This is a genomic window from Streptomyces sp. NPDC006463 (assembly GCF_042870715.1).
GTDB lineage: Bacteria > Actinomycetota > Actinomycetes > Streptomycetales > Streptomycetaceae > Streptomyces.
This window is the reverse complement of record NZ_JBIAHP010000001.1, coordinates 38,690-59,524: the sequence shown is the minus strand read 5'-3', so window position 1 is coordinate 59,524 and position 20,835 is coordinate 38,690. Positions and strand designations below refer to the sequence as shown.

Annotated in this window: 21 protein-coding genes; 12 read left to right on the top strand and 9 right to left on the bottom strand. The window is 70.1% G+C overall.

The window, feature by feature from the left end:
• Positions 1 to 50: 50 nt before the first annotated feature.
• A complete protein-coding gene (locus ACFYOB_RS00325; protein WP_388552314.1) occupies positions 51 to 842 on the bottom strand; it encodes an SDR family NAD(P)-dependent oxidoreductase in 792 nt (263 codons plus the stop codon).
• Positions 843 to 983: 141 nt separating this feature from the next.
• Here ACFYOB_RS00325 and ACFYOB_RS00320 point away from each other — a divergent pair, with 141 nt between their 5' ends.
• From ACFYOB_RS00320 to ACFYOB_RS00300, 5 genes are all read left to right on the top strand, one after another.
• Positions 984 to 1,556: a TetR/AcrR family transcriptional regulator gene (locus tag ACFYOB_RS00320; RefSeq protein WP_388552311.1), complete on the top strand. Its 573-nt coding sequence runs from the start codon at positions 984 to 986 to the stop codon at positions 1,554 to 1,556.
• A gap of 269 nt (positions 1,557 to 1,825) precedes the next feature.
• Complete coding sequence (locus tag ACFYOB_RS00315; protein ID WP_388552308.1) at positions 1,826 to 2,392, top strand: hypothetical protein; 567 nt, start codon at positions 1,826 to 1,828, stop codon at positions 2,390 to 2,392.
• A gap of 328 nt (positions 2,393 to 2,720) precedes the next feature.
• On the top strand, positions 2,721 to 3,671 hold the full coding sequence (locus ACFYOB_RS00310) for a DUF4344 domain-containing metallopeptidase (RefSeq protein WP_388552305.1): 951 nt from the start codon (positions 2,721 to 2,723) through the stop codon (positions 3,669 to 3,671).
• 259 nt (positions 3,672 to 3,930) lie between these two features.
• The gene (locus ACFYOB_RS00305) at positions 3,931 to 4,443 is read left to right on the top strand and encodes a potassium channel family protein (RefSeq protein WP_388552302.1); all 513 of its coding nucleotides are present in this window, start codon (positions 3,931 to 3,933) and stop codon (positions 4,441 to 4,443) included.
• A 251-nt stretch (positions 4,444 to 4,694) separates the two neighbouring features.
• Positions 4,695 to 5,108: a DUF1398 family protein gene (locus ACFYOB_RS00300; protein ID WP_388552299.1), complete on the top strand. Its 414-nt coding sequence runs from the start codon at positions 4,695 to 4,697 to the stop codon at positions 5,106 to 5,108.
• A 236-nt stretch (positions 5,109 to 5,344) separates the two neighbouring features.
• On the opposite strand, the gene ACFYOB_RS00295 is transcribed toward ACFYOB_RS00300, so the two are convergent.
• The 3 genes from ACFYOB_RS00295 to ACFYOB_RS00285 form a co-directional block, all read right to left on the bottom strand.
• The gene (locus tag ACFYOB_RS00295) at positions 5,345 to 6,100 is read right to left on the bottom strand and encodes a hypothetical protein (protein ID WP_388552296.1); all 756 of its coding nucleotides are present in this window, start codon (positions 6,098 to 6,100) and stop codon (positions 5,345 to 5,347) included.
• Positions 6,101 to 6,541: 441 nt separating this feature from the next.
• A complete protein-coding gene (locus ACFYOB_RS00290) occupies positions 6,542 to 7,138 on the bottom strand; it encodes a hypothetical protein (RefSeq protein WP_388552294.1) in 597 nt (198 codons plus the stop codon).
• 177 nt (positions 7,139 to 7,315) lie between these two features.
• Positions 7,316 to 8,008, bottom strand: a complete 693-nt coding sequence (locus ACFYOB_RS00285; protein ID WP_388552291.1) for an AAA family ATPase — start codon at positions 8,006 to 8,008, stop codon at positions 7,316 to 7,318.
• 271 nt (positions 8,009 to 8,279) lie between these two features.
• Between ACFYOB_RS00285 and ACFYOB_RS00280 the strand changes: the two genes are divergently transcribed.
• The 3 genes from ACFYOB_RS00280 to ACFYOB_RS00270 all read left to right on the top strand — a co-directional run bounded on the left by ACFYOB_RS00280 (position 8,280) and on the right by ACFYOB_RS00270 (position 13,753).
• On the top strand, positions 8,280 to 12,011 hold the full coding sequence (locus ACFYOB_RS00280; RefSeq protein WP_388552288.1) for a S8 family serine peptidase: 3,732 nt from the start codon (positions 8,280 to 8,282) through the stop codon (positions 12,009 to 12,011).
• Positions 12,012 to 12,148: 137 nt separating this feature from the next.
• Positions 12,149 to 13,141 (top strand): helix-turn-helix domain-containing protein, encoded by a 993-nt coding sequence (locus tag ACFYOB_RS00275; RefSeq protein ID WP_388552285.1) that lies wholly within the window; start codon positions 12,149 to 12,151, stop codon positions 13,139 to 13,141.
• Between the two features lie 123 nt (positions 13,142 to 13,264).
• Positions 13,265 to 13,753 carry a carboxymuconolactone decarboxylase family protein gene (locus ACFYOB_RS00270; protein ID WP_388552282.1) on the top strand — a complete coding sequence of 163 codons (489 nt, stop codon included), beginning with the start codon at positions 13,265 to 13,267 and terminating at the stop codon, positions 13,751 to 13,753.
• Between the two features lie 64 nt (positions 13,754 to 13,817).
• Here ACFYOB_RS00270 and ACFYOB_RS00265 read toward each other — a convergent pair whose 3' ends face one another.
• Positions 13,818 to 14,084, bottom strand: coding sequence for a hypothetical protein (locus tag ACFYOB_RS00265; RefSeq protein WP_388552279.1), 267 nt, complete (start codon positions 14,082 to 14,084; stop codon positions 13,818 to 13,820).
• A gap of 273 nt (positions 14,085 to 14,357) precedes the next feature.
• Between ACFYOB_RS00265 and ACFYOB_RS00260 the strand changes: the two genes are divergently transcribed.
• The 3 genes from ACFYOB_RS00260 to ACFYOB_RS00250 all read left to right on the top strand — a co-directional run bounded on the left by ACFYOB_RS00260 (position 14,358) and on the right by ACFYOB_RS00250 (position 17,880).
• The gene (locus ACFYOB_RS00260; RefSeq protein ID WP_388552276.1) at positions 14,358 to 14,807 is read left to right on the top strand and encodes an SRPBCC family protein; all 450 of its coding nucleotides are present in this window, start codon (positions 14,358 to 14,360) and stop codon (positions 14,805 to 14,807) included.
• A gap of 249 nt (positions 14,808 to 15,056) precedes the next feature.
• Positions 15,057 to 16,379: an AI-2E family transporter gene (locus ACFYOB_RS00255; RefSeq protein WP_388552273.1), complete on the top strand. Its 1,323-nt coding sequence runs from the start codon at positions 15,057 to 15,059 to the stop codon at positions 16,377 to 16,379.
• A 127-nt stretch (positions 16,380 to 16,506) separates the two neighbouring features.
• A complete protein-coding gene (locus tag ACFYOB_RS00250) occupies positions 16,507 to 17,880 on the top strand; it encodes a mycothione reductase (protein ID WP_388552271.1) in 1,374 nt (457 codons plus the stop codon).
• 30 nt (positions 17,881 to 17,910) lie between these two features.
• Here the strand turns inward: ACFYOB_RS00250 and ACFYOB_RS00245 are convergent, their stop codons facing one another.
• The 4 genes from ACFYOB_RS00245 to ACFYOB_RS00230 form a co-directional block, all read right to left on the bottom strand.
• Positions 17,911 to 18,957, bottom strand: a complete 1,047-nt coding sequence (locus ACFYOB_RS00245) for a YihY/virulence factor BrkB family protein (RefSeq protein ID WP_388552268.1) — start codon at positions 18,955 to 18,957, stop codon at positions 17,911 to 17,913.
• Positions 18,958 to 19,044: 87 nt separating this feature from the next.
• The gene (locus ACFYOB_RS00240; RefSeq protein WP_388552260.1) at positions 19,045 to 19,263 is read right to left on the bottom strand and encodes a hypothetical protein; all 219 of its coding nucleotides are present in this window, start codon (positions 19,261 to 19,263) and stop codon (positions 19,045 to 19,047) included.
• A gap of 405 nt (positions 19,264 to 19,668) precedes the next feature.
• Positions 19,669 to 19,896, bottom strand: coding sequence for a DUF6479 family protein (locus ACFYOB_RS00235; RefSeq protein ID WP_388552258.1), 228 nt, complete (start codon positions 19,894 to 19,896; stop codon positions 19,669 to 19,671).
• A 95-nt stretch (positions 19,897 to 19,991) separates the two neighbouring features.
• Positions 19,992 to 20,297 carry a molybdopterin dinucleotide binding domain-containing protein gene (locus ACFYOB_RS00230; protein ID WP_388552255.1) on the bottom strand — a complete coding sequence of 102 codons (306 nt, stop codon included), beginning with the start codon at positions 20,295 to 20,297 and terminating at the stop codon, positions 19,992 to 19,994.
• 54 nt (positions 20,298 to 20,351) lie between these two features.
• Between ACFYOB_RS00230 and ACFYOB_RS00225 the strand changes: the two genes are divergently transcribed.
• Positions 20,352 to 20,732, top strand: coding sequence for a hypothetical protein (locus ACFYOB_RS00225; RefSeq protein ID WP_388552252.1), 381 nt, complete (start codon positions 20,352 to 20,354; stop codon positions 20,730 to 20,732).
• The last annotated feature ends 103 nt before the right edge of the window (positions 20,733 to 20,835 follow it).

The following is a 20,835-nucleotide window of genomic DNA, read 5'->3' as shown; positions in this document are numbered from 1 at the left end:
GGGGAGATGGGGCGAGCGGTGGTCCCGCCCTGAGTGCGGGACCGCCGCCCCTAGCGGCGTGAGCGCTGGGACTCGACGATCTGTCGCACGGAGCCGTCGACGTCCGCCCGGGCCTGGACCCGCTCGGCGAATCCGGGGAACTGCCCGGCGATGGCACTCAGCAGCCGCAGCTCCAGCGGCGCCACGTTGACCTCGCACCGGTCGCGGCGGACGGCTCGTACGACGCCGTCGGCGACCTGGCCGGGCGTGACGGTCCTGATGCCGTTCGGTGTGGCGGCGCCGGTGGCCGCGAACATCCCGGCGTCGCGGACGAAGCCGGGCTGGACCAGGGACACCCCCACCCCCGTGCCCCTGAGTTCCTGGCGCAGGGCGAGGGCGAATCCGCGCAGCCCGAACTTCGTCGCGTTGTACAGGGAGGTCGACTTGGTCGCCGCCTTGCCGGAAATGGAACCGACCAGCACGATGTGGCCGCGGCCGCGGGCGACCATGTGCGCGGCGAGCAGCTGGGAGAGAAGGACGGGCGCGCGCAGGTTGACGTCGAGGGCGCGGTCGAGTTGCTCCTCGGTGTAGTCCAGGAGGTCGCCGCTGGCGGGCAGGGCTGCGTTCGCGACGAGGATGTCCGCCTCGGCGCAGGTCTCGGCGAGGCGGACGACGTCGGACCGGACGGCCAGATCGGCGACCACGGCGCGGGCGCCACACGCGTCCGCAGTGACCTTGAGCGCTTCCTCGCGCCGCCCGGTGACCGTGAGGCGGGCCCCCTGCGCGGTCAGGCGCGCGGCCAGGGCGGAACCGATACCTCCGGTGGCCCCGGTGAGCACAACGTTCGATCCGGATATGTCCACTACGACTCCCCTGCGACGTCCCGCTACTGTTCGTTCGAACGAACAGTAGAGATCGCTCCGCCCCCTGTCCACACCTCCGTTGTCCCCAACTCCCCAGCCCTGCCCGGGCGACCACGTGGGCCGATGGGGCAGAATGTCGACATGCCCCATGCTTCCGACACCCGCCAGAGCATCATCGACGCCGTACTGCGGATCATCGGGCAGGACGGCATCGCGGCCGTCACCAACCGGCGGATCGCCAAGGAGGCCGGAGTCTCCCTCGGCTCCGTCACCTACCACTTCGCCACCCAGCACGAGCTGCTGCGCGAAAGCCTGCTGCACTTCGTGGCCGAGGAGACCAGGCACTTCACGGCGCTCGCCGACGCGTGCTCCGACGAGCGCTTCGACATCGGGCAGGCGGCCGAGGTGGTGGCGCAGGTCGCGGGCGGCAACGCCTTCGACAGCCGCCACATCGCGCCCTTCGAGCTCTACGTCCAGGCCGGCCGCGACGAACGGCTGCGTGCTGCCGCGGCCGAGTGCTTCGCCGCCTACGACTTGCTGGCCACCCGGATCCTGACCCACCTCGGCGTGCCGGACCCCGAACGCCTGGCCGGCGTGGCCGTTGCCCTGGTCTTCGGGCAGCAGCTGCGCCGCCTGGCCACCGGCGCCCCCGCCGAGGACCTCGTCGACACCCTGCTGATCCTCACGAAGTTCACCCCGACGCAGACCCCGTAGGCGTCGGCGGCCCGCCGGGACCAGGGGCGTCGGTCCGTGATGTGGGGGCGGAGGACATCCCAGCGGGGTGGCGGCCGTGCGACGCCCGGCCGTCAGCCCCCGGCGCCATGTTGTACCGACCGGTAATTCCAGCCAATTCCTGCCATGCCCCTGACAGGCTCCTGACAGTTCAAGGTGGCTGTGGGACGCTCCCGGCACGCACTCCGCACCCTCTGAGAGGCCCAGCGCCTCGCCCACCCCCACCAGTACGTGGCATGGAGGAGCGAATCATGAGGCACATCGCGCCCATCACGCACGGAATTCACGCGGGGCACAGCACCCGCCGTACCCGCATCTCACGCGTCGTCGGCATTGCGACGCTGGTCGTCGCCGCGGCCTTCACCGGTACCGGCACCGCCCTCGCGCAGGGCTCCGGAGTCTCGGCCGCCGAACAGAAGGTCGACGGCGTGATGGTGGTCGCCGGCAACAGCTGCAGCTGGACCAACGCGAGCACCAGCGCCGCTGCCCCGGACGCCCTCACCGTCGACCGCACCACGATCAACGCCCCCGGAGGCAATCTGGCCTGTGGTGGCGGCATCGCCGCCACCCTCAACAACAACCCCGCCTTCACCTTCGACGACGCCGCCGGGACCGCGCGGACGGATCTGATCGACATCACCGGCAGGCAGAGCTTCATCTCCTGTCGCTACAAGGCGACGAACATCGTGTGGGACCGCGACGGGGTGAGCCGGAAGTACATCAACCGGGCCTTCACCGCCGCCAAGGCCTCGGGCAGCTTCCTGTGTCCGGGCTCGGTCACCACCCCGGCCGGGGACGCGTCCATGCTGTTCCGCTGATCCGACCGTTCCTCACGACGGCCGCCTCCTGGGCCGGTTCCGGCGGCACGCGCCCCCGTCAGCGACTCCCGAGATCTGGGTGACGCGCAGCGCGCAGGGCGAGCCGGAGATTCCCGTACCAGGAGGCGGCCGCCGCTGGTCGATGCCCAGCCCTTCCGCCCGGACTGATGGGATGAAATCGCCCAAACCGGGTTCTTGTGGGCAAAGGGCTCGTCGATCATAATCCGCGAGTCAGCTTCGAGGTCTGCTCCGGCATCGGGAAACGGCTCCGGCGACCACGCCGGTGCAACCGCCGGCCGCAACGCCTTGACCGAGGAAAGGAGCCGGGGTGCTGAGCAGCAGTGGGTACTCGGCCAAGCTGAAGGCGGTTTTCGCGGGGACGATGCTCCTTGCCGGCTTCGCCGTGGTCTCGTGCGGCGGCGACGCGGTTGGCGCGAGCGGCGAGGTCACGGTCGTCTACGAGGACGACGCGATCAAGCCGAAGAACCGGCATGCCGTAGAGGTGATCCGGAAGTCCCGAGTGCTCGAGCAGGCCGCCGACTGGGTGAACAAGTCGGTCGACCTTCCGCATGACCTGGTCGTGAAGGTCACTGACAAGGTCCCACCGGGAGTCACGGATGCGGTCACCCAGCCCGACGGCAGGACGATCTTCATGCCTCCGGCGTTCCTGACCCAGATCGAAGAGACCCTCACCAACGTGGTCAAGACCGTCAAGCGGCCCGCGCTGTTGCCCGAGGCCGAGTTCAACGCTGACGACCTGACCGCGCTGTCGACCCAGTTCATCTTCGGCCACGAGCTGGGCCATGCCCTGCAGCGCCAGCTTCTGCTCGCGAACCTCGGCCTCGAGGAGGACGCCGCAGACGGGTTCGCGTCGTTCTACACCATCAACGAGGTAGGGCCGGGCCCGACGCTGGCAACCGCAATCCTCTTCGACGAGATCGCCCGCGCGCAGGGCAAGCTGACGCTGGAGGGGTTCGCAAGTGATCACCCCGTCACCCAGCAAAGGGTCTTCAACTACCTTTGCTACCTGGAGGGAAGCGACCCGAAGAAGTTCTACGGGACCCTGGTCGATGCGGGTTACCTGCCGAAGTCCCGCGCCCCACTGTGTCCGCAGGCCTGGTCGATGCTGGACTACGGCTGGTGGACCCAGCTTCAGCCACATTTCACCGAGGCGTTCAAGGAGCAGGGCGACAAGTCGCAGAAGAACGCGCGCGACGACCTCATCGCGGAGACGAAGGCCATCGAGAAGCAGATCGACAAGCTCCGCAGCGAGGAATGAGCATCCCGAGCCATCTGTCACGGCCTGTACGCCTGAACGGCCGGTTGGGCCTCAGAGTGTCCGGTTGCGCCGCGAGGCCCGACCGGCCGGACCGGGAAGGCGCGACCCGCGCGTGGGACCATGCCGGTGACTTCCTGGTGCGCCTGCCGCGCAGCGACCCGCTTCACCGGAGAGGCTGGGGTCAGGGCATGCGCTGCGTCGGGGTGGAGTCGTGAACGGGAACTTGGGTGGTCATCGTCGGCAGGTACTGCTTGCCTCTGTGCGTTCGCTGGTGACGGCGACGCTCCTCGTGGCCGCCTATTTTCTGCTGCCCATGGACTCGGCCTTCACGGTTACGACCTTCCTCGCGCTCTTCGGCGGCGTTGTGGTCGTGGCTGCGCTCCTGTCCTGGCAGATCTACAGGATCACACTGTCTCCGCGGCCCGGGTTGAAGGCCATGGAGGCCATGGCGATCACGGTGCCGCTCTTCGTCCTGCTGTACGCCACGGCATGCTTCCTGCTGGAGCACAGCGCGTCGGGCAGTTTCAGCGAACCTCTGTCGCGCACGGACGCGTTGTACTTCGCGATGACCGTGTTCAGTACGGTCGGATTCGGGGACATCACTGCGCGCAGCGAGTCGGCCCGCCTGCTGACAACGGGACAGATCACGCTGAATCTGCTGCTGCTCAGTGTGGCGGCCCGGCTCCTGGCCAACGCGATTGAGCGGGGTCGGCAACGCCACGGTCAGTCGGCGGGCCCGGGCAGGGACGAGAGCACGCTGCCTGCCCCGTGACCCCGGGGCGAAAGCAGCCGTGGCCTGCGGGCTCCGCAGTTCTCCCGATTCCAGGCATCCATGCGCGGAACGTAGCGATTCCGTCGCGACGGGATGTTGCTGAGTGCCTTGACGTGCGTGCCCCGCCGCCGAGGTCCAGGTTCCGGGCGCAGGCGCCACTCCCCCTCATTTGACAACATGTTTCCAGTCCGTAAATCTGTTGTCAGATATGAGGCCGGTTCCGCACCGCCTCCCCACCCCTCGGAGCACCCATGAGTACCGCGACGACCAACTTGCAGGCCGCCCTGAAGCACGCGGCCACCATCCGGCCCGAGGTCGGCGGCTTCCCCTACCTCGCCGAGGCCCTGCGTCGGGCCGGAGTCACCCGTTGCCGGATGGCCGTACCGTCGAACGCCATGCTCTACCTCACCGACGCAGGACCCGTCGCCGTCCAGGGCGAACCGCTGGTCACGGGCATGCTCGACGTCATGCCGTTCGACCGCCAGGCACTCGTCACGGCGCTGCGCGCCGACCAGGCGGGCCAGACCACCTTCGCCGAGTTCGTCCAGGGCTGCTGGAACGCAGGCATCGTCTGGTACGACGTCGACCTCGACGCGCGGAACTGCACCTACTACGGAGCCCGCGGCGAGAGCTACGTCGAGAGCTACCCTGCCGTCGAAATCTGACGATCCGGTCGGCGCCACGTTCCGTCCGCCGCACGCCAAGGCTCGACGCGGGCCGATGCTGGTGGGCCGGGTGGGTCAGGTAGCCCACGTCACGGCCCTACCTGCCGTCTGCGCAGCCCCGACACCCCGTCCGGCCACCCGCCCCTGTATCCCGGCCGGGCCGTCCACGGGGCAGGCGGCCGCGGACGGGACCGGAGCAGGCGGGGTTCGGGTGGCCTACGGAGTGGGGGTGACGGTCAGGCCGTTACCGGTTCCTTGTCGTCAGTCGTGTCGGTGGTCGGGGCCGCCGTGGACGGCTGCTCGCTCACCGCGGGCCGGTCGGGCGCGGAGTACATGACCGAGCCCTGCTTGTGTTCCTTCTCGATGAGGTTCTTCCTGGCCAGTGCTTCGAGGGCGTTGCGGACGACCTGGCCGGAGGCCGGCCTGCCCGGGTGTGCCTGGGCCAGTTCGGTGGCGACCTCGCTGACCATGCGGGGTTCAGCGGCGTTGACGAGGAGGGCCAGGACGAGTTCGCGCAGCGGGGGCTCCGTCGTCTTGTTCGTCTTCGTCTCGGTGGTCTTCTTCACGGTGGCTGTGGCGGTCTTGGCCTTCGCGCCGGATGCGACACCCGCGGTCTTCCTGGGCTGTGCCGTCTTCCTTCCTGCCGCGCGGCCGGTGCTCTTCCTCGCCCTCCGGGGCTGGGGAACGGCCGCCGCCGCCCCCGCCGCCGCCTCGGCGGATGAGGGAACGGCCGCGGTGTCATGTGTGGGGGACTGGCTGGGCTGCGCTGTCACCTGGCCGCCGGAGGCCACGGCCCCGTCCTCGGCGGGGGGCAGTGAACCCTGCATGCCGTGAAGCCAGCTTTCGTCGGCCTTCAACTGCTTCAGGCGTTCCTCGAGTTCCGTGATCTGCGCGGAGACCTGATCCTGTTCCTTGCGGTTGGTCTCGAGATCGGCGGCGAACCGCAGCGCGTACACGTTGTGGATGGGCGTGGTGTCCGGGTCGTTGGTCACTTGCGGCTCACTCTCCTCATACCTCACGGTGTTGCTGCGGGATGTTACCCACCAACACCCGCCCGTAGTTCCCTCCCGGCGAGATCCGCTGTATTCCTCTGGCGCAGCGAACACCTGGTCCCGGCATCGCGGGAGGTGGCATCGCGGTCCAAAGGCATGACAGTTCCAGGTCCGGCCGCAGCCGTGGGGAACGGTTCGGTGTCGCATACGACGGGCCTGGTCGGCCTGCGCGGGGTCGGCCCCGGACCGGGTCCTCGGGCCCTCCGGGTGCTGTGCCCCGCGCAGGCTATGAGGCCTGTGCCGGGGCCGGTGGGCGAGGCGGTCGAACCCGGGCGCCAACGCCCGGGTTCAGGTCGCTGGTGAAGGAGGTCCTGCCGGAGCGGAAGGCGGGACTGCTGGTCAGCGCCCCCAGGGGCCGCTGCCGGCCGCCCGGATGGTCGGTCAGCCCACCTTCCAGACGACCTCGGGCGCGGTGCCGGTCTCGTTGCTCGGGGAGCCGGCGTCGCGGTCGCCCTGGAAGCCGACGAACAGGGGCTGCACGTTCTCCGGCACCAGGTAGATCTCGCAAGTGGTGACGGACTTGCCTTCGGTCAGCTTCAGGTCGGTGTCGGAAGCCTCCTGGCAGGGTTCGAACTTGGCCCCCCAGGAAGGGGCGAACGAGTACGCGCGCTGCGGGTCGGTGCCGTGCAGCAGCAGCTTGTGGTTGAAGCTGCCGCCGGCGTCCTGCGCACCACCCTTGTGGGTGTACGTGGTCGTGACGTAGTAGGGCGTCTTGCCATCCAGCAGCCCGACGCCGAGCTTGTCCACCGCGGCCTTGTCGCCCTTGACGACCGAGGCCGGGGTGACGCTCAGCTGGGTCTTCGCGTTGTCCGGGAAGTGGGTCTCGGACACGTCCGCCGACGTCTTGAGGGCGAGAGGCTCGGCGAACGTCCCCTTCGCCGTGGCGGCCGGGTCGCTGTTCTCCGGCCCGCAGGCGGTGAGCGCGAAGGCAGCCAGCGCTATCGGCGCGGCAGTTCGGAGCAGACGGTTGGTCAGCATGATGCGACTCCCCAGAGGTTCGTGATGTCCCGCAACCGGCCGCGCCCCTGCGCCGACCAGTACGGCGAACCTATCCCGCTGGATGATCATGGTTCGCTACGTCCCTGTCACGGTCCTGTCGCAGCGGTACTGCCCCAGTGCGGGCCGGGTTTCGTTCCCCCGGGGGGTCTGGGTTCCTCAGTCCTGGGAGGGGCCGAACCGCACCGAGGTGACACGGTCTCGGAGGCCGCGGTCGAGGAGAACCAGGGAGCGGATGCCCATACGTGCGGTGAGGCCGTCGTCCTCGATGCGCGAGAGCAGTTCCGTAAGGCCCCGCTGGTGGGTTTCGAAGGCCCGACGCGAAGCCAGCCGACGGCGGGCGTGTTGGCCGGACAGTGCCTCCTGGGGGCCGACATCGAGCACCACCATGTGCAAGGGGCGTCTGGCTCGGCGGGCCGTGTGCGCAAGCCATCGGCGCATCCATGCCCTCCCGCCGCAGTCGTGGATGAGCAGGGGCTGGCCGCGCCGGATCTCGGAACGCGTCCACTGCAAGTGTCTCAGCCGTGCCCACGGCCGGTAGACCGCGTAGGGAAGCCACACTGGCATCCGTGCCTCGTACGCGGTGCGGGTGGCGCGGGGATCCACGACGGTGGCGGCCGTGGACCAGGCCCGCAGGAGGGTGCTCTTCCCGCTGCCGGGAAGGCCGGCCACGATGACCGCTGCGTGGGACGGGTAGGACAGCTCGATGTCCTGGTCGCTCCGCCCCCGCAGATCGACGATTCCCTGAGGCGCCACGCGGCGGCGGGCGCGTTGCACGTCGACCTGGACGGTGACCGCCCCGGTGTCCTGTGGCCGTTCCGTTCTGTACTCGGCGCTGAAGGGTGTGCTCACAACTGTTGGGCCGTCCGGATTTGAGGTGATGCGGGGATCTGGAGGCTACGTGAGTCACCGCGTCCGTCGGCAGGCGGGTGCCGGCTGCCGCGTTCGCCGCAGTGTCCGGGGCCCGGAGCGGAGCACGGGACGGACCTTGCACGCCCGCCCACTCGCACAGCGCAACCTTGCCTGGATTCGCGCGGTTTACGGCTGACAAATGCTTGCCATGGCGAGGACTTGCCGCCCCCTGGCCTTCACCTCGGCGCTACTTGGCCGATAGACCCGTGGCATGTCCTCCTCCTCTCAGTCTTCCGCCTTCCGGCGCAGGCGCCGGCAGCTGCTCTCGGCCGCTACCGCGCTGCCGCTGCTGGCGTCGGGGCTCGCAGTTCTGCAAGCGCCCGCACAAGCCGCTCCGAGCAAGCCCACCGTCCCCGCCAAGCCCTCGGCTACCCACAAGGTCACCCTGGTCACCGGCGACGTGGTCACGGTCACCACGACGGCCGACGGCAAGCAGATCGCCGACGTCGACCGGCCGGACAGCGCCGTCGGCGGCGTGAAGATCCAGCAGATCAAGGGTGACCTGTTCGTCGTCCCGGACGAGGCCGTGCCGTTGCTGGGCACGGACAGACTGGACCGACGGCTGTTCAACGTCACCGACCTGATCGAGATGGGCTACGACGACGCGAAGTCGGCCGCTGTCCCGCTGATCGCAACGTACGCCCAGCCGAGGTCCGGTGCGGCCATCGAGCCCACGGCTCCTCAAGGCAGCAGGCTGACCCGCAAGCTCAAGGACATCCACGGTGCCGTGCTCAGCACCGAGAAGACGCAGGCCCGTACCTTCTGGAGTTCCGTCGCGCCGCAGGGCAGCACGACGTTGGGCGCCGGTATGGCGAAGCTGTGGCTCGACGGTCGGGTGAAGGCCAATCTGAAGGAGAGCGTGCCGTTGATCGGCGCGCCCGAGGCATGGGCGGCCGGCTACACCGGCAAGGGCGTCAAGGTCGCGGTGCTCGACACCGGCATCGACGTGAACCACCCCGACTTCGCAGGCCTGATCGACGGCACGGCCAGTTTCGTGCCGGACGAGGCCGTCACCGACGTCAACGGGCACGGTACGCACGTGGCCGGCACGATCGTCGGCTCGGGCGCAGCCTCCGGAGGTGACAACAAGGGCGTCGCGCCCGGCGCCGACCTGTTCGTCGGCAAGGTGCTCGGCGGCGCGGAGGGGTACGGCCAGGACTCCTGGGTCATGGCCGGCATGCAGTGGGCCGCGGAGTCCGGTGCGGACGTCGTCAACATGAGTCTCGGCGACTCCTACCCGACGGACGGCAGCGACCCGATGTCGCAGACGGTCGACGCGCTGTCGGCGCAGTACGGCACGCTGTTCGTCATAGCCGCCGGCAACGCGGGCCCGGAGAGCATCTCCGCTCCGGGCGCGGCCGGCTCGGCGCTGACCGTGGCCGCCACGGACAAGCAGGACCGGCTCGCGAGTTTCTCCAGCACCGGCCCGCTGGCCTACTCCGGCGGCATGAAGCCGGACATCGCGGCGCCCGGCGTGGACATCACCGCGGCCCGCTCATCGCAGATGACCGGCGGTGGAGAGGGCCCCTACCGCACCCTCAGCGGCACCTCGATGGCCACCCCGCACGTGGCCGGCGCCGCGGCGGTCCTGGCCCAGCAGCACCCGGACTGGACAGGCGCGCAGCTCAAGGAACACCTGATGAGCACTGCGAAGGGCCTGGACAGCGGGTACTCGCCGTACGAGGTCGGTACCGGCCGTCTCGACGTGGCCGCCGCCGTGCACACCACGGTCCGCGGCACAGGATCGCTCTTCTTCGGCAACTACACGTGGCCGCACGAGCCGAGTGACGCCGCCGTCACGAAGAACCTGGACTTCACCAACACCGGCCCCGCCGCCGTCACGCTGAACCTGGCGCTGACCGGCGGCGGCCCGTTCACGCTGGGAGCCACCACGGTGACCGTCCCGGCGGGCGGCACCGCCGCCGTCCCGGTGACCGGTGACCCGCAAACCGCCCCGGCAGGCCGGCACGCCGGCTACGTGACAGCCACCGACGCGGCCACCGGACAGCCGGTGACCCGCACTTCCGTGGCGCTCCTCAAGGAGGAGGAGCGCCACGACCTGAACATCAAGCTGGTCGGCAGGGACGGCAACCCCGCCGCCGGCTGGGTCGGAATCAACCTCGCCGGCGACGTCTCGCCGTGGTCGGTCTACGTCGACGGATCGACCACCATGCGCATGGCACCGGGCACGTACACCGTCGCGGGGTACCTCGACGTGGCCGGCGAGAAGGCGGACCGCTCGGGTCTGGCCGTGCTGGTCGACCCGGAGACCGTACTCAAGGACGGCTCCGCCGACGTGGTGCTGGACGCGAGCCGCGCACACCTGCTGCAGACCGAGGCGCCGGAGCGCACCCAGGACCGCCAGCGCAAGGTCGACTTCAACGTCCACTACAAGGGCTTCGACCCGTACATGGACTACCGCGGCGCGTACGTGCTGCCGCCGACGTACGACGACGTCTACGTCGCACCCACGGAGCCGATGAAACAGGGCGAGTTCATGCTGACCACCCGTTGGCGCAAGGGTGAGCCGCAGCTCGGCCTGAGCACGTCGGACGGTCGCCTCCAGCTCGACGCGCTGGTGCAGGCCGGCAGCTCCCTGGGCACAGCCACGGACAGGCTGGACGCCGTCTACGCGGGCAACGGCGCGGCGGCCGCGTACGAGAAGGTCAAGGCCAAGGGCAGGGTGGTCGTCGTCGAACGCAGCGACGGGGTTTCGCCGCAGCAGCGCACCGAGGCCGCGGTCGCGGCCGGTGCGAAGGCGCTGATCGTGGTCAACGACGGTGTCGGAGCCCTGATGGAGTACGTCGGAGAGTCGGCCATCCCGGTCGCCACCGTGCACCGCGACGCCGGCAAGGCCCTCGTCTCGATGACCAGAACCGGCATCCACAAGCTGACCGTCAGGCAGACCGAGTACACGCCGTTCGTCTACGACCTGACCCGGGACTACCCCGGCCAGGTGCCGGACCGGGCTCTGGTCTACAAGCCGGCCAAGGGTGACCTCGCCCGGATCGACGCCCGCTACTACTCCGCCACGGGCGGCCGGTCGGCGGAAGGCTACCGGTCCGACTTCACGCTCAGCCCGTCGTTCAACTTTCCCGAGCGCGAGTGGCACCCGGGCACCCGCACCGAGTGGGTGACTCCGGGCCAGGTCTGGAGGGAGTTCCACACGCAGGGCGTCGACGGAGCCCTGCCGTGGTCGATGGTGTCGGGCGACAACACGTACGCCAAGGGCAGCACCACCCGGCTGGACTGGTTCGCCCCGGCGACCAGGCCCGGCCAGAGCGAGTCCTTCGGCGTGTACAACTCCCGCTGGCAGAACCACATGACCTGGAACGTGCAGGCGTGGGCCTCCGCCAGCGACACCATGCGGCTGGGCGGCTACCTGCCGTGGGGTGAGACTCCTTCCCACCTGCAGGTGTTCCAATGTGACACGCTGATCCACGACAACCCGGTCGGCGGAGACATGCAGTGGCAGGAGGTGCCGGCGGGCAACCTGCCCTACCGCGCCGTCCTCGACGTGGAGCGGCCCGGTGACGTCTTCCGGCTGTCGACGCGCACCCACACCGCGTGGACCTTCATGTCCGACACCGTCGACTCGGACTCCTTCCAGCCGTTCTCGGTGCTGAACCTGGACTACAAGCTGGAGTCGGACCTGCACGGCGACCTCAAGGCCGGTGCGAGGCAGCAGATCGCGCTCAAGCCGGTGTCCATGGACCTCGGTACCGTGCCGGGCGCCGTTACCACGGTGACGCTGGACGTCTCCTACGACGACGGCGCCACCTGGCAGAAGGTGACCCTGGGCAAGGGCGCCGACGGCTCCTGGACGGGCTCGTTCACGACGGCCGGGAAGCCCGGCGGCTTCGTCTCCCTGCGCGCGAGCGCCGAGACGGACAGCGGCTTCAGCGTCAAGAACGAGATCATCCGGGCGTACGGCCTGCGATGAACCGCAGTGTCGGGCCCCGGGGAGGCGACTTCCCGGGGCCTTTCCCGTCATATGTGCTCCCAGCAGGCACTATTCAGGGTCTGCCGCCATGGCGCATACTCTCCCCGCTGCGCCAAGGGAAAGAGGGTCGGTCGCCGATGCTGGATGTCCTGGGCCTCGAACCCGATGACGAGCGCGTCTACCGGGCGCTGCTCGGACGGCCGAACTCCACCGCGACCCTGCTCGCGGACGTGCTCGTCCTGCCACCGGCCCACGTCGACAAGACGTTGTCCCGCCTCGTCGGGTGGGGCCTCGTGACCAGGTCGGCGGACGAACAGTTCACCGCCGCGCCGCCGGCCGTGGCCCTCGGCGCCCTCATCAGCCAGCGCCGGGACGGGCTGCGCATGGCGGAGCAGGCACTGGTGACCTTCGCCGAGGAACACCGGGCGGCGATGACCGGGAACAGCATCAGCGATCTGATCGAGGTCGTCACGGGCGTCGACGCCATCCGTCATCGCTTCCTCCAGGTGCAGCAGGCGGCCCGCACGCAGGTCCGAAGCTTCATCACCGCACCGTTCGTCGCTCTGCCGCCCGACGAGAACACGGCCGAGCCCGTGGCCATCGGCCGCGGGGTGCAATTCCGGGCGGTACTGGACCGGGCCGTGCTGGGAGAGCCGGGCATCATCGACGATGCGATCGATTCACTGCGCAAGGGCGTGCAACTGCGTGTCGCCGACGAGCTGCCGATGAAACTCGTACTGGCCGACGCCGACCTCGGCCTGGTCCCGCTCGCGGTCACGCCGGACGGCGAGCCCGGCGCCGTGCTGCTGCACCGCAGCGGCCTGCTGGACGCGCTGGACGCGCTGTTCGAGACGGTATGGAGAACCGCCCACCCCTTCGAACTGGCGGGCCTTGGCGGAGGGGCCGAACCCGCCGTCGAGCTCGGTGCGCAGGGCCCGACCGACCTCGACCGGAGGATCCTCGCGCTCCTCCTGGCCGGCCTGACCGACCTGACGGCCGCGACTCAACTCGGTCTGTCACCACGGACGCTGCACCGGCGCCTGCGCCACCTCATGGACCTGGCCGGGGTCCGGACCCGTATGCAGCTCGGAGGTTACGCCGTCCGGCACGGCTGGGCGGAGCCACACTGACGGTCCTGCGCTGTTCCCGCAGAGCGCTGGAGGAAGATTCTTCCCGGTTCCTGTCACATCTTCGTGAGCCCATCCGTCAGTGCTGTGAAGACGCCGACCTGGCCGATGTGAAGGAGTGCAGTCATGACGAACCCCTCGATCTCCCGGATGTCCCACCCGGGCGAGTTCGTGCCCGAGCTGAAGGACATCAGTGCCGCCCTGTTCCGGGCCACGGGCAACCGTTCGGTGCCGCGTACCACGATGAGTCTTGTCCACCTGCGTGCGGGGCAGATCGTCGGCAACACCTACCTGACCATTCTGAACACGGGTTTCCTGCGCAAGGCGGGGGAGTCCGAGGAGCGCATCACCGCCGTCTCGTCCTGGCAGGACGCCCCGTACTTCACCGGTGCCGAGCGTGCCGCGCTCGCCCTGGTGGAGGCCACCCTCCAGCCCGCCCCGCGCGGCGAGGAGCGGGTGTCGGACGAGCTGTACGCCGAGGTGGCGAAGCACTACGACGAGAGGGCGCTGGCCACCCTCACCATCGCGATCGGCCAGATCAACTTCTTCATAGCCCTGGCCGTCATCGGCAAGCCGCAGCCGGTCAGCTCCCTCGCGGACCAGCAGTGGGACTGACCTGAGCCGTACCGGACCGCGGGGTGACGCGCGCCGTTCCTGCACGGTGCGAGCGGGAAGCACGTCAAAGGGTGTGGAGTCCCGTGTCGCACCGCGGGCACCGTCGCTCGTGGAGTGAGGGGGGATACCAGGGCTCGCCGGGCCCGGCCGGGCTGTAGTGCGAGTGTTCCATCTCGTCGGTGTCCAGGCCGCAGAGGGTGCGGGGGAGCGGGTCTTCGGGCACCTCGGGGTCCGCGCCGGCGGCGTGCACGGCGACCACGACCGGTTCCACGCCGTCCGGTCCGATGGCCTGGTCCGGTTCCATTTCGAACAGCACGATGATCGACGCCATGCCTCCAGAGTGCGTGACCGGGGCACCCCGCACCATCGGGGCCCGAACGGCTCAGGGTCCGCCTGCTCCCGGTAAGCCCGTCATGCGGGCACTCGCCCGCCGCGTGGCGTTGCCGCCAGTTGGGCTGGGCTGGTTGCGGCGACACGCCGCGCGCGCCCTTCCCCGCGGGTGGTTGGCGTGCCGGAACTTGGGCATGCGAGTGGGTCCGGGGGAGGGATGAACCGACAGCCGCGGGACACGGCCGCGGAACAGTAGTCGAAAGGGACTTCTTTGATGTCGCAGGTGAAGGAATCGATCGAGGTTGATGTGCCGGTGACGACGGCCTACAACCAATGGACGCAGTTCGAATCGTTTCCGCAGTTCATGGTCGGCGTGGAGCGCATCGAGCAGCGCTCGGACACCCTCACGCACTGGGTGACGAAGATCGCTGGAGTGGAGCGGGAGTTCGACGCGGAGATCACCGAGCAGGTTCCGGACCAGAAGGTCGCCTGGGTGACCGTGGGCGGTGAGACCGAGCAGTCGGGCCTGGTCACGTTCCGCCCGATCGACCCCGCCCACACCGAGGTCACGCTGATGATGGACTTCGACCCGGAGGGTATGGCGGAGAACCTCGGCGACAAGCTCGGGTTCGTCGACCGGCAGGTCAAGGGCGACCTGAAGCGGTTCAAGCACTTCATCGAGGACCGCGGTACGGCCGGCGGAGAGTGGCGTGGCCAGGTCTGACCCGGCTGCCTGACGCCCCGGCCGGCCGTGGCCGCCGGGGTGCTCGGCATCCTGGCCCGCGACAGATGCCGGGCCCAGAAGATCAGCACCTGCTCGCTCCTGCGCGAACCCTCCCGGGTGGCGAAGCTGCGCCGCGTCCGAGGCCCGGAGGCGAAGGGGCAGCGCCCGGGTGCCCGGGGTGCCGGAGGGCGGAGCAGCCGCCAGCCTGGAAGGCGCCCTCGTACGAAAACCACTCGGAGGGACTGTGCGGTGGACCGAAACGGACAGCCCGGTTCGCTTGGATGGCTCGGGCGCCTGAAGAAGAGGGCCGCTGGGCTCAGCGAGCGCCGAGCGCTGCTCCGGGCCCGACGTGACGCGGAAGACGCCGGAGCGTGGGAGGACTCGGAACCTCCGTACGCGCGACCCGGTGCCGATGCCGGTGCCGGTGCCGGTCCCGGACCGAGGAACCCGGCTGCGGCGGTGCCCTGGGCGGTGAGGGTCGCCGCGGAGGCCGGTTGGCGGTTCCTGGTGCTCGCCGCCACCCTCTGGGTGCTGATGAGGGTGATCGGGGCGGTACGGCTGGTGGTGCTCGCCTTCGTCGTCGCGCTCCTGGTCACCGCGCTGCTCCAGCCGACGGTCGCCCGGCTGCACCGAAGCGGACTCTCGCGGGGCGCGGCGACGGCGCTGACCGCGACCTGCGGATTCGTGCTGCTCGGCTTGGTCGGATGGTTCATTGTCTGGCAGGTGCTCGACAACCTCGGCAACCTCTCCGAACGCGTTCAGGAAGGCATCGAGGAACTCAAACAGTGGCTGATCGACAGCCCGCTCCACGTCACGCAGCAACAGATCAACGACATCGCCGACACCCTGAGCGACACCATCGGAACCAGCACGAAGGACATCACCTCCACCGGCCTGCAAGGCGTGACCGTGCTGGTGGAGGTGATCACCGGTCTGCTCCTGGCCATGTTCGCCACGCTCTTCCTCCTGTACGACGGCAGGCGCATCTGGCTGTGGACCCTCAAACTCGTCCCCGTCGCTGCCCGTCCCGGGGTCGCCGGTGCCGGCCCGCGCGCCTGGCGGACACTCACCGCCTACGTGCGAGGCACCATGATCGTCGCGCTGATCGATGCGGTCTTCATCGGCGTGGGCATCTACTTCCTCGGCGTACCGCTCGCCGTCCCCATCGGCGTGGTGATCTTCCTGTCGTCCTTCGTGCCCCTCGTCGGCGCGGTCGTCTCCGGAGCGCTCGCGGTCGTCGTCGCGCTCGTCACCGAGGGGGTCTTCACCGCGCTGATGGCGCTGATGGTCGTCCTCGTGGTCCAGCAGATCGAAGGACACGTCCTACAGCCGTTCATCCTGGGCCGGGCCGTGCGGGTGCATCCGCTGGCCGTTGTACTGGCCGTCGCCACCGGCGGCGCGATCGCGGGCATCGGCGGAGCCGTCGTGGCGGTGCCGCTCGTCGCCGTGAGCAACACGGTGGTCGGCTACCTCCGCGCCCACCCCGCCGCCGGGGCGCCGGACGCGGCGCCCCCACCCGTCACCGCGGCCGGGGAGCACCAGGCCGGCCCGGAGGACGGTACGGACCACTGAGCACCTGCCGGCCACGGGCCCGGGCGCCGAGGGCCCGGCCGCGGCGCCCGGGCCCGTACGGGCGTACCTGTGCCCCGGCCGCGCGTGCCCGGCGGTACGCCCGCGATACGGGGGTACGTTCCGCGGCATGCGTACTCATGACCTCGTCATCGTGGGGGCGGGTTCCGGCAACGCCATCGTCGACGACCGGTTCTCCCACCTGGACGTTGCCATCATCGACGAAGGGCCCTTCGGCGGTACCTGCCTGAACCGGGGATGCATCCCGAGCAAGATGCTGGTGCACGTGGCGGACGTCGCCGACGGCGTCCGTGAAGCCGGCCGCCTCGGCGTGGACGCGGCGCTGCACGGCGTCCGCTGGGCCGACGTCCGGGCGAGGGTGTTCGGGCGCGTGGGCCGGGAGGCGGCCGAGGGCGAGGACGGCCGGCGCGGGTCCCCGTACGTCCACGTCTACAAGGGGCCCGCGCGCTTCACCGCGGACCGGACTCTCATGATCGGGACCGGCGAGGGCGCCGTCACGATCCGTGGAGAGCAGGTCGTCGTCGCCGTCGGCAGCCGTCCCGCCGTGCCGGAACCGGTCGCGGCCTCCGGGCTCCCGTACGAGACCTCCGACACGGTCATGCGCCTGGACGGCCCGCCACGGCACCTGGCGGTGCTGGGCGGCGGTTACATCGCGGCCGAGCTCGCGCACGTCTTCCACGCCGCGGGCAGCCGCGTCACCGTCATCGAGCAGGAGGACACGCTGCTCGCCGACTTGGACGAGGACGTCGCCGCCGCCTACACCGAGATCGCCGGAGACCGCTACGACGTGCGCACGGGCACGGCGCTGACCCGTGTCGAGGGCGCGCCGGGGCGGTTGCGGCTGGTACTCGACGACGGTGCGACCGTGGAGGCGCAGACCCTGCTCGTCGCCGTCGGCCGTACCTCCAACGGCGACAGGCTCCACGTCGACCGGGCCGGGATCGCCGTTCACGACGACGGGCGAGTCGTCGTGGACGGCTTCCAGCGGACCACTGCCCCCAGCGTCTTCGCCCTCGGTGACGTGTGCACGCCCTTCCCCCTCAAGCACGTCGCGAACCGGGAGGCGGGGGTGGTGGCGCACAACCTGCTGCACGCCGACGACCTGATCCGTACCGATCACGGTGCCGTCCCCGCAGCGGTATTCACCCGCCCCCAGATCGCACACGTGGGCCGGACCGAGCAGCAGTGCCGGGAGGAGGGCCTCGACTACGCGGTCGCCGTACGCCGGTTCTCGGACACCGCGTACGGGTGGGCGCTGGAGGACGGGACGGGATTCTGCAAGGTGCTCGCGGACCGCGGCACCGGACTGCTGCTGGGCGCCCACATCCTGGGGCCGCAGGCCGCCACCCTGATCCAGCCGGTGGTGGTGGCGATGAGTCTGGGGATCGGCGCCGCCACCCTGGCACGGACTCCCTACTGGATCCATCCCGCGCTCACCGAGTCCGTCTCGGAAGCCCTGCTCGACCTGGACCTCGGCCCCTGAGGCTGTCGGGGGCGACCGCGGTCGCGCGGGTCATTCCATACGTCGGCGTTCGTCCTCGCTCCAGGCACGAGTGTCGCGGGGCTCGACGTACGGCTCCTCGTCCTCGGGCAGTCCGCCGGCGATCGCGCGTTGGCGGGCCATCTCCGCGTCGAACTCCAGTCCCAGGAGGATGGCGAGGTTGGTGATCCACAACCAGACCAGGAAGACGATCACACCTGCGACCGTGCCGTAGGTCTTGTTGTAGGAGCCGAAGTTCGCGACGTAGAACGCGAAGCCGGCCGAGGCGAGCATCCAGATCAGCAGCGCCAGGAAGCTACCGGGGGTCACCCATTTGAATCCGCGGCCCTTGGCGTTCGGCGCCCCCCAGTACAGCAGCGCGATCATGATCGTGACAAGGAGCACCAGGACCGGCCACTTCGCGATCGACCACACCGTCAGTGCGGTGTCACCGATGCCCAGGGCCCTACCGGCCCGCTGTGCCAGGCCGCCGGTGAAGACCACGATGAGCGCGCTGGCGCAGGCGAGGATCAGCAGCGATACGGTCAGCGCGAGGCGCAGCGGCAGGACCCTCCACAGCGGCCGGCCCTCGGGCACGTCGTAGACGGCGTTCGAAGTGCGGATGAATGCGGCGACGTAGCCGGAGGCGGACCAGAGCGCCACGACCAGACCGACGACCGCCAGCAGCGAGCCGACGCCGCTGTGGACCTGCAACTGCTCCACAGCGTCGCTGAGCACGTCCCGGGCCGAGCCGGGAGCAAGCCTCTGCAAGTCCTCCAGCACCCGCTGCGTCGCCGACTCGCCGGCCATCCCCAGCAGGGACACGAGAACCAGGAGCGCCGGGAAGAGCGCCAGCACCCCGTAGTAGGTCAGAGCTGCCGCGCGGTCGGCCAGCTCGTCGTTCCTGAACTCCCTGACCGTCCCGTGCAGCACGGCCGACCATGACCGTCGGGTCAGTTCGGAGGGCTGATCGGGGGCCCGCTCTTCGACGCCCGCGCCGGGTCCCGCCCCGCCCGCGTCGCTTCCGGTGCTCGGAGGCTCGTGTTCGCCTCCGAGGTCTGTCTTGGAGATGCGTGTCATACCGTGCGGCTTTCCAGTTCGGCGCGAGTCATGTCAGTGCGCACGACCCGGCGGCCGAGGTCCTGCGCCGCGCCCGGCCGGTGGGCGTCACCGGCCTGCGGACGGGCCGGTCCTCACGGCGGCGAGCTCCGCCGTGAGGACCTCGGCCGCGCGGCGTCGGCGCAGGTCCTCCAGGGTGCGGGTCTGTGCGTCCGCCCGGGCGAGCAGCCGGTCGAGGTCGGAGGCGTCCAGACGGGTGTCGGTCGCGGCGAGCGCACGCAGCGCCCGCCAGCACGCGGCCTTGCCCTCGACGCCCAAGAGCATCATTTCGAGCTCCAGCACGGTCACTGAGCGGGGAACGGGACAGTAGCCTGCCGTTCAGCTTGAGCCGCCCCGCCTCCTCCCCGATCCGGCCCGCCACCTCGCGCAGCCGCCGCACGGTAACACCGAGGTCGCGCATGATCCGGCGAAGGCTCCGCTGATCCTCTTCGATCTGCCCCGCCAGAGCGGCCGGCTCCGGCCCCGAACCCGTACGACGGTGCCGGTCCGCGATCCGCCGGCTCAGGCGTACACCGGCACCCGAGCCGGTGAGGTGGTCGTTCAGGTACACGGTGAGGAGGGAAGCCCCGACGGGCTCAGGGGCTTGGCGTCGTGCACGGCTGTACCTCCGATCCAGGGCGCGCCCCGAACGCCTCCAGCCGCTGCCCGCCTCAGGGCGCCGCGAATCAGCGGTCACCGACGGGGCGGCCCGTCGGGTTCGTCGGGGGTCTGCCAGGACTCCTGCCGGGTACGCGCCTGTGGGCTCTGGTCCGCCGGCTGGGCACCGGGGTCCCTGCGGGCTGCGGCGCGTCGGCTTCCGTACCAGAACGCCGCGATCAGGAGAACGACCACGACGACACCAGCCAGGATCAAGAAGAGGGACGCCGAACCGGAAGCTGCGAGCTGAGGAGAGGGGTTCATGCGCCGCGCCTACCCGGCTCCGGGTGTTTCATGGCGCACGCCGGTGGCTGAGAAGGGCGGGCCGCCGCCGCTTCCCCACGGACGGGTGCGACCGGTTACGACGCGGCGCTCGCGGGTGCGGGGGGCCGGAACGGGCGGGCGGCCAAGGCGATGCGGACCCGCGCCCGGACGTTCCCCCGCCGCGTGGAAACCCGCGCGAGGTCCCCTTCCTCGATGCCGGCCGCCGCAGCATCGGCGGCGGAGACCTCGATCCACATGTCGGGGGCCGCGGAACACAGTTCGGGCCGCGGTCCACCCGGTCCCGGCCCGCGCCCACGTCCGTTTCCCCGCCGACATGCCTCCGGGAGTCCGGTCCAGCCTGTTGGGTTGTCCGGATATAGGTGGGTAGGGGCATCAAGCATGGAAGAGTCCGCCGGGCCGGTCGGCCCGGGCGGCTGAGGAAGGGCAGACAGGCCATGGCGAAACAGCGCAAGCCGACCCAAGAAGAAGCGATCAGTAGGCACTCCGGTCAGCAGCACGGCTGGTCGCCGGACGTGGACGCTACACGTCAGCAGGAGAACCCCAGTGCCAAGCGTTCCTTCGAGGCGGAAAAGCATGCTCCCGCCCCGGGTCCCGGACGGAAGGTGTCCAAGGAGGAATCCGAGGGTTCCGGCGTCGACGTGGGCAAGAGCGAAGGCCGCAGAGGAGAGCGGCAGGCCTCGGGCTCGAAGAGCGAGAAGGGAATGCGTGATCTGGGGCCGCAGGGTGCGTCGCGTCGTCCCAGTGGTACGCGGGATGCATCGGCGGTCACCGGCGTCGATCCGCAGGACCCTCCCGGTAAGCGGAGGGTCGGCTGACCTCGTGGCAACAGGAACCCAGCGCCACCGGCAGGACAGGGCCGGCTCACGAAGGGAAAGCCGTGATCGCGCCCTGCCCGGCCGTGGCACCCTCCGCGCGTGC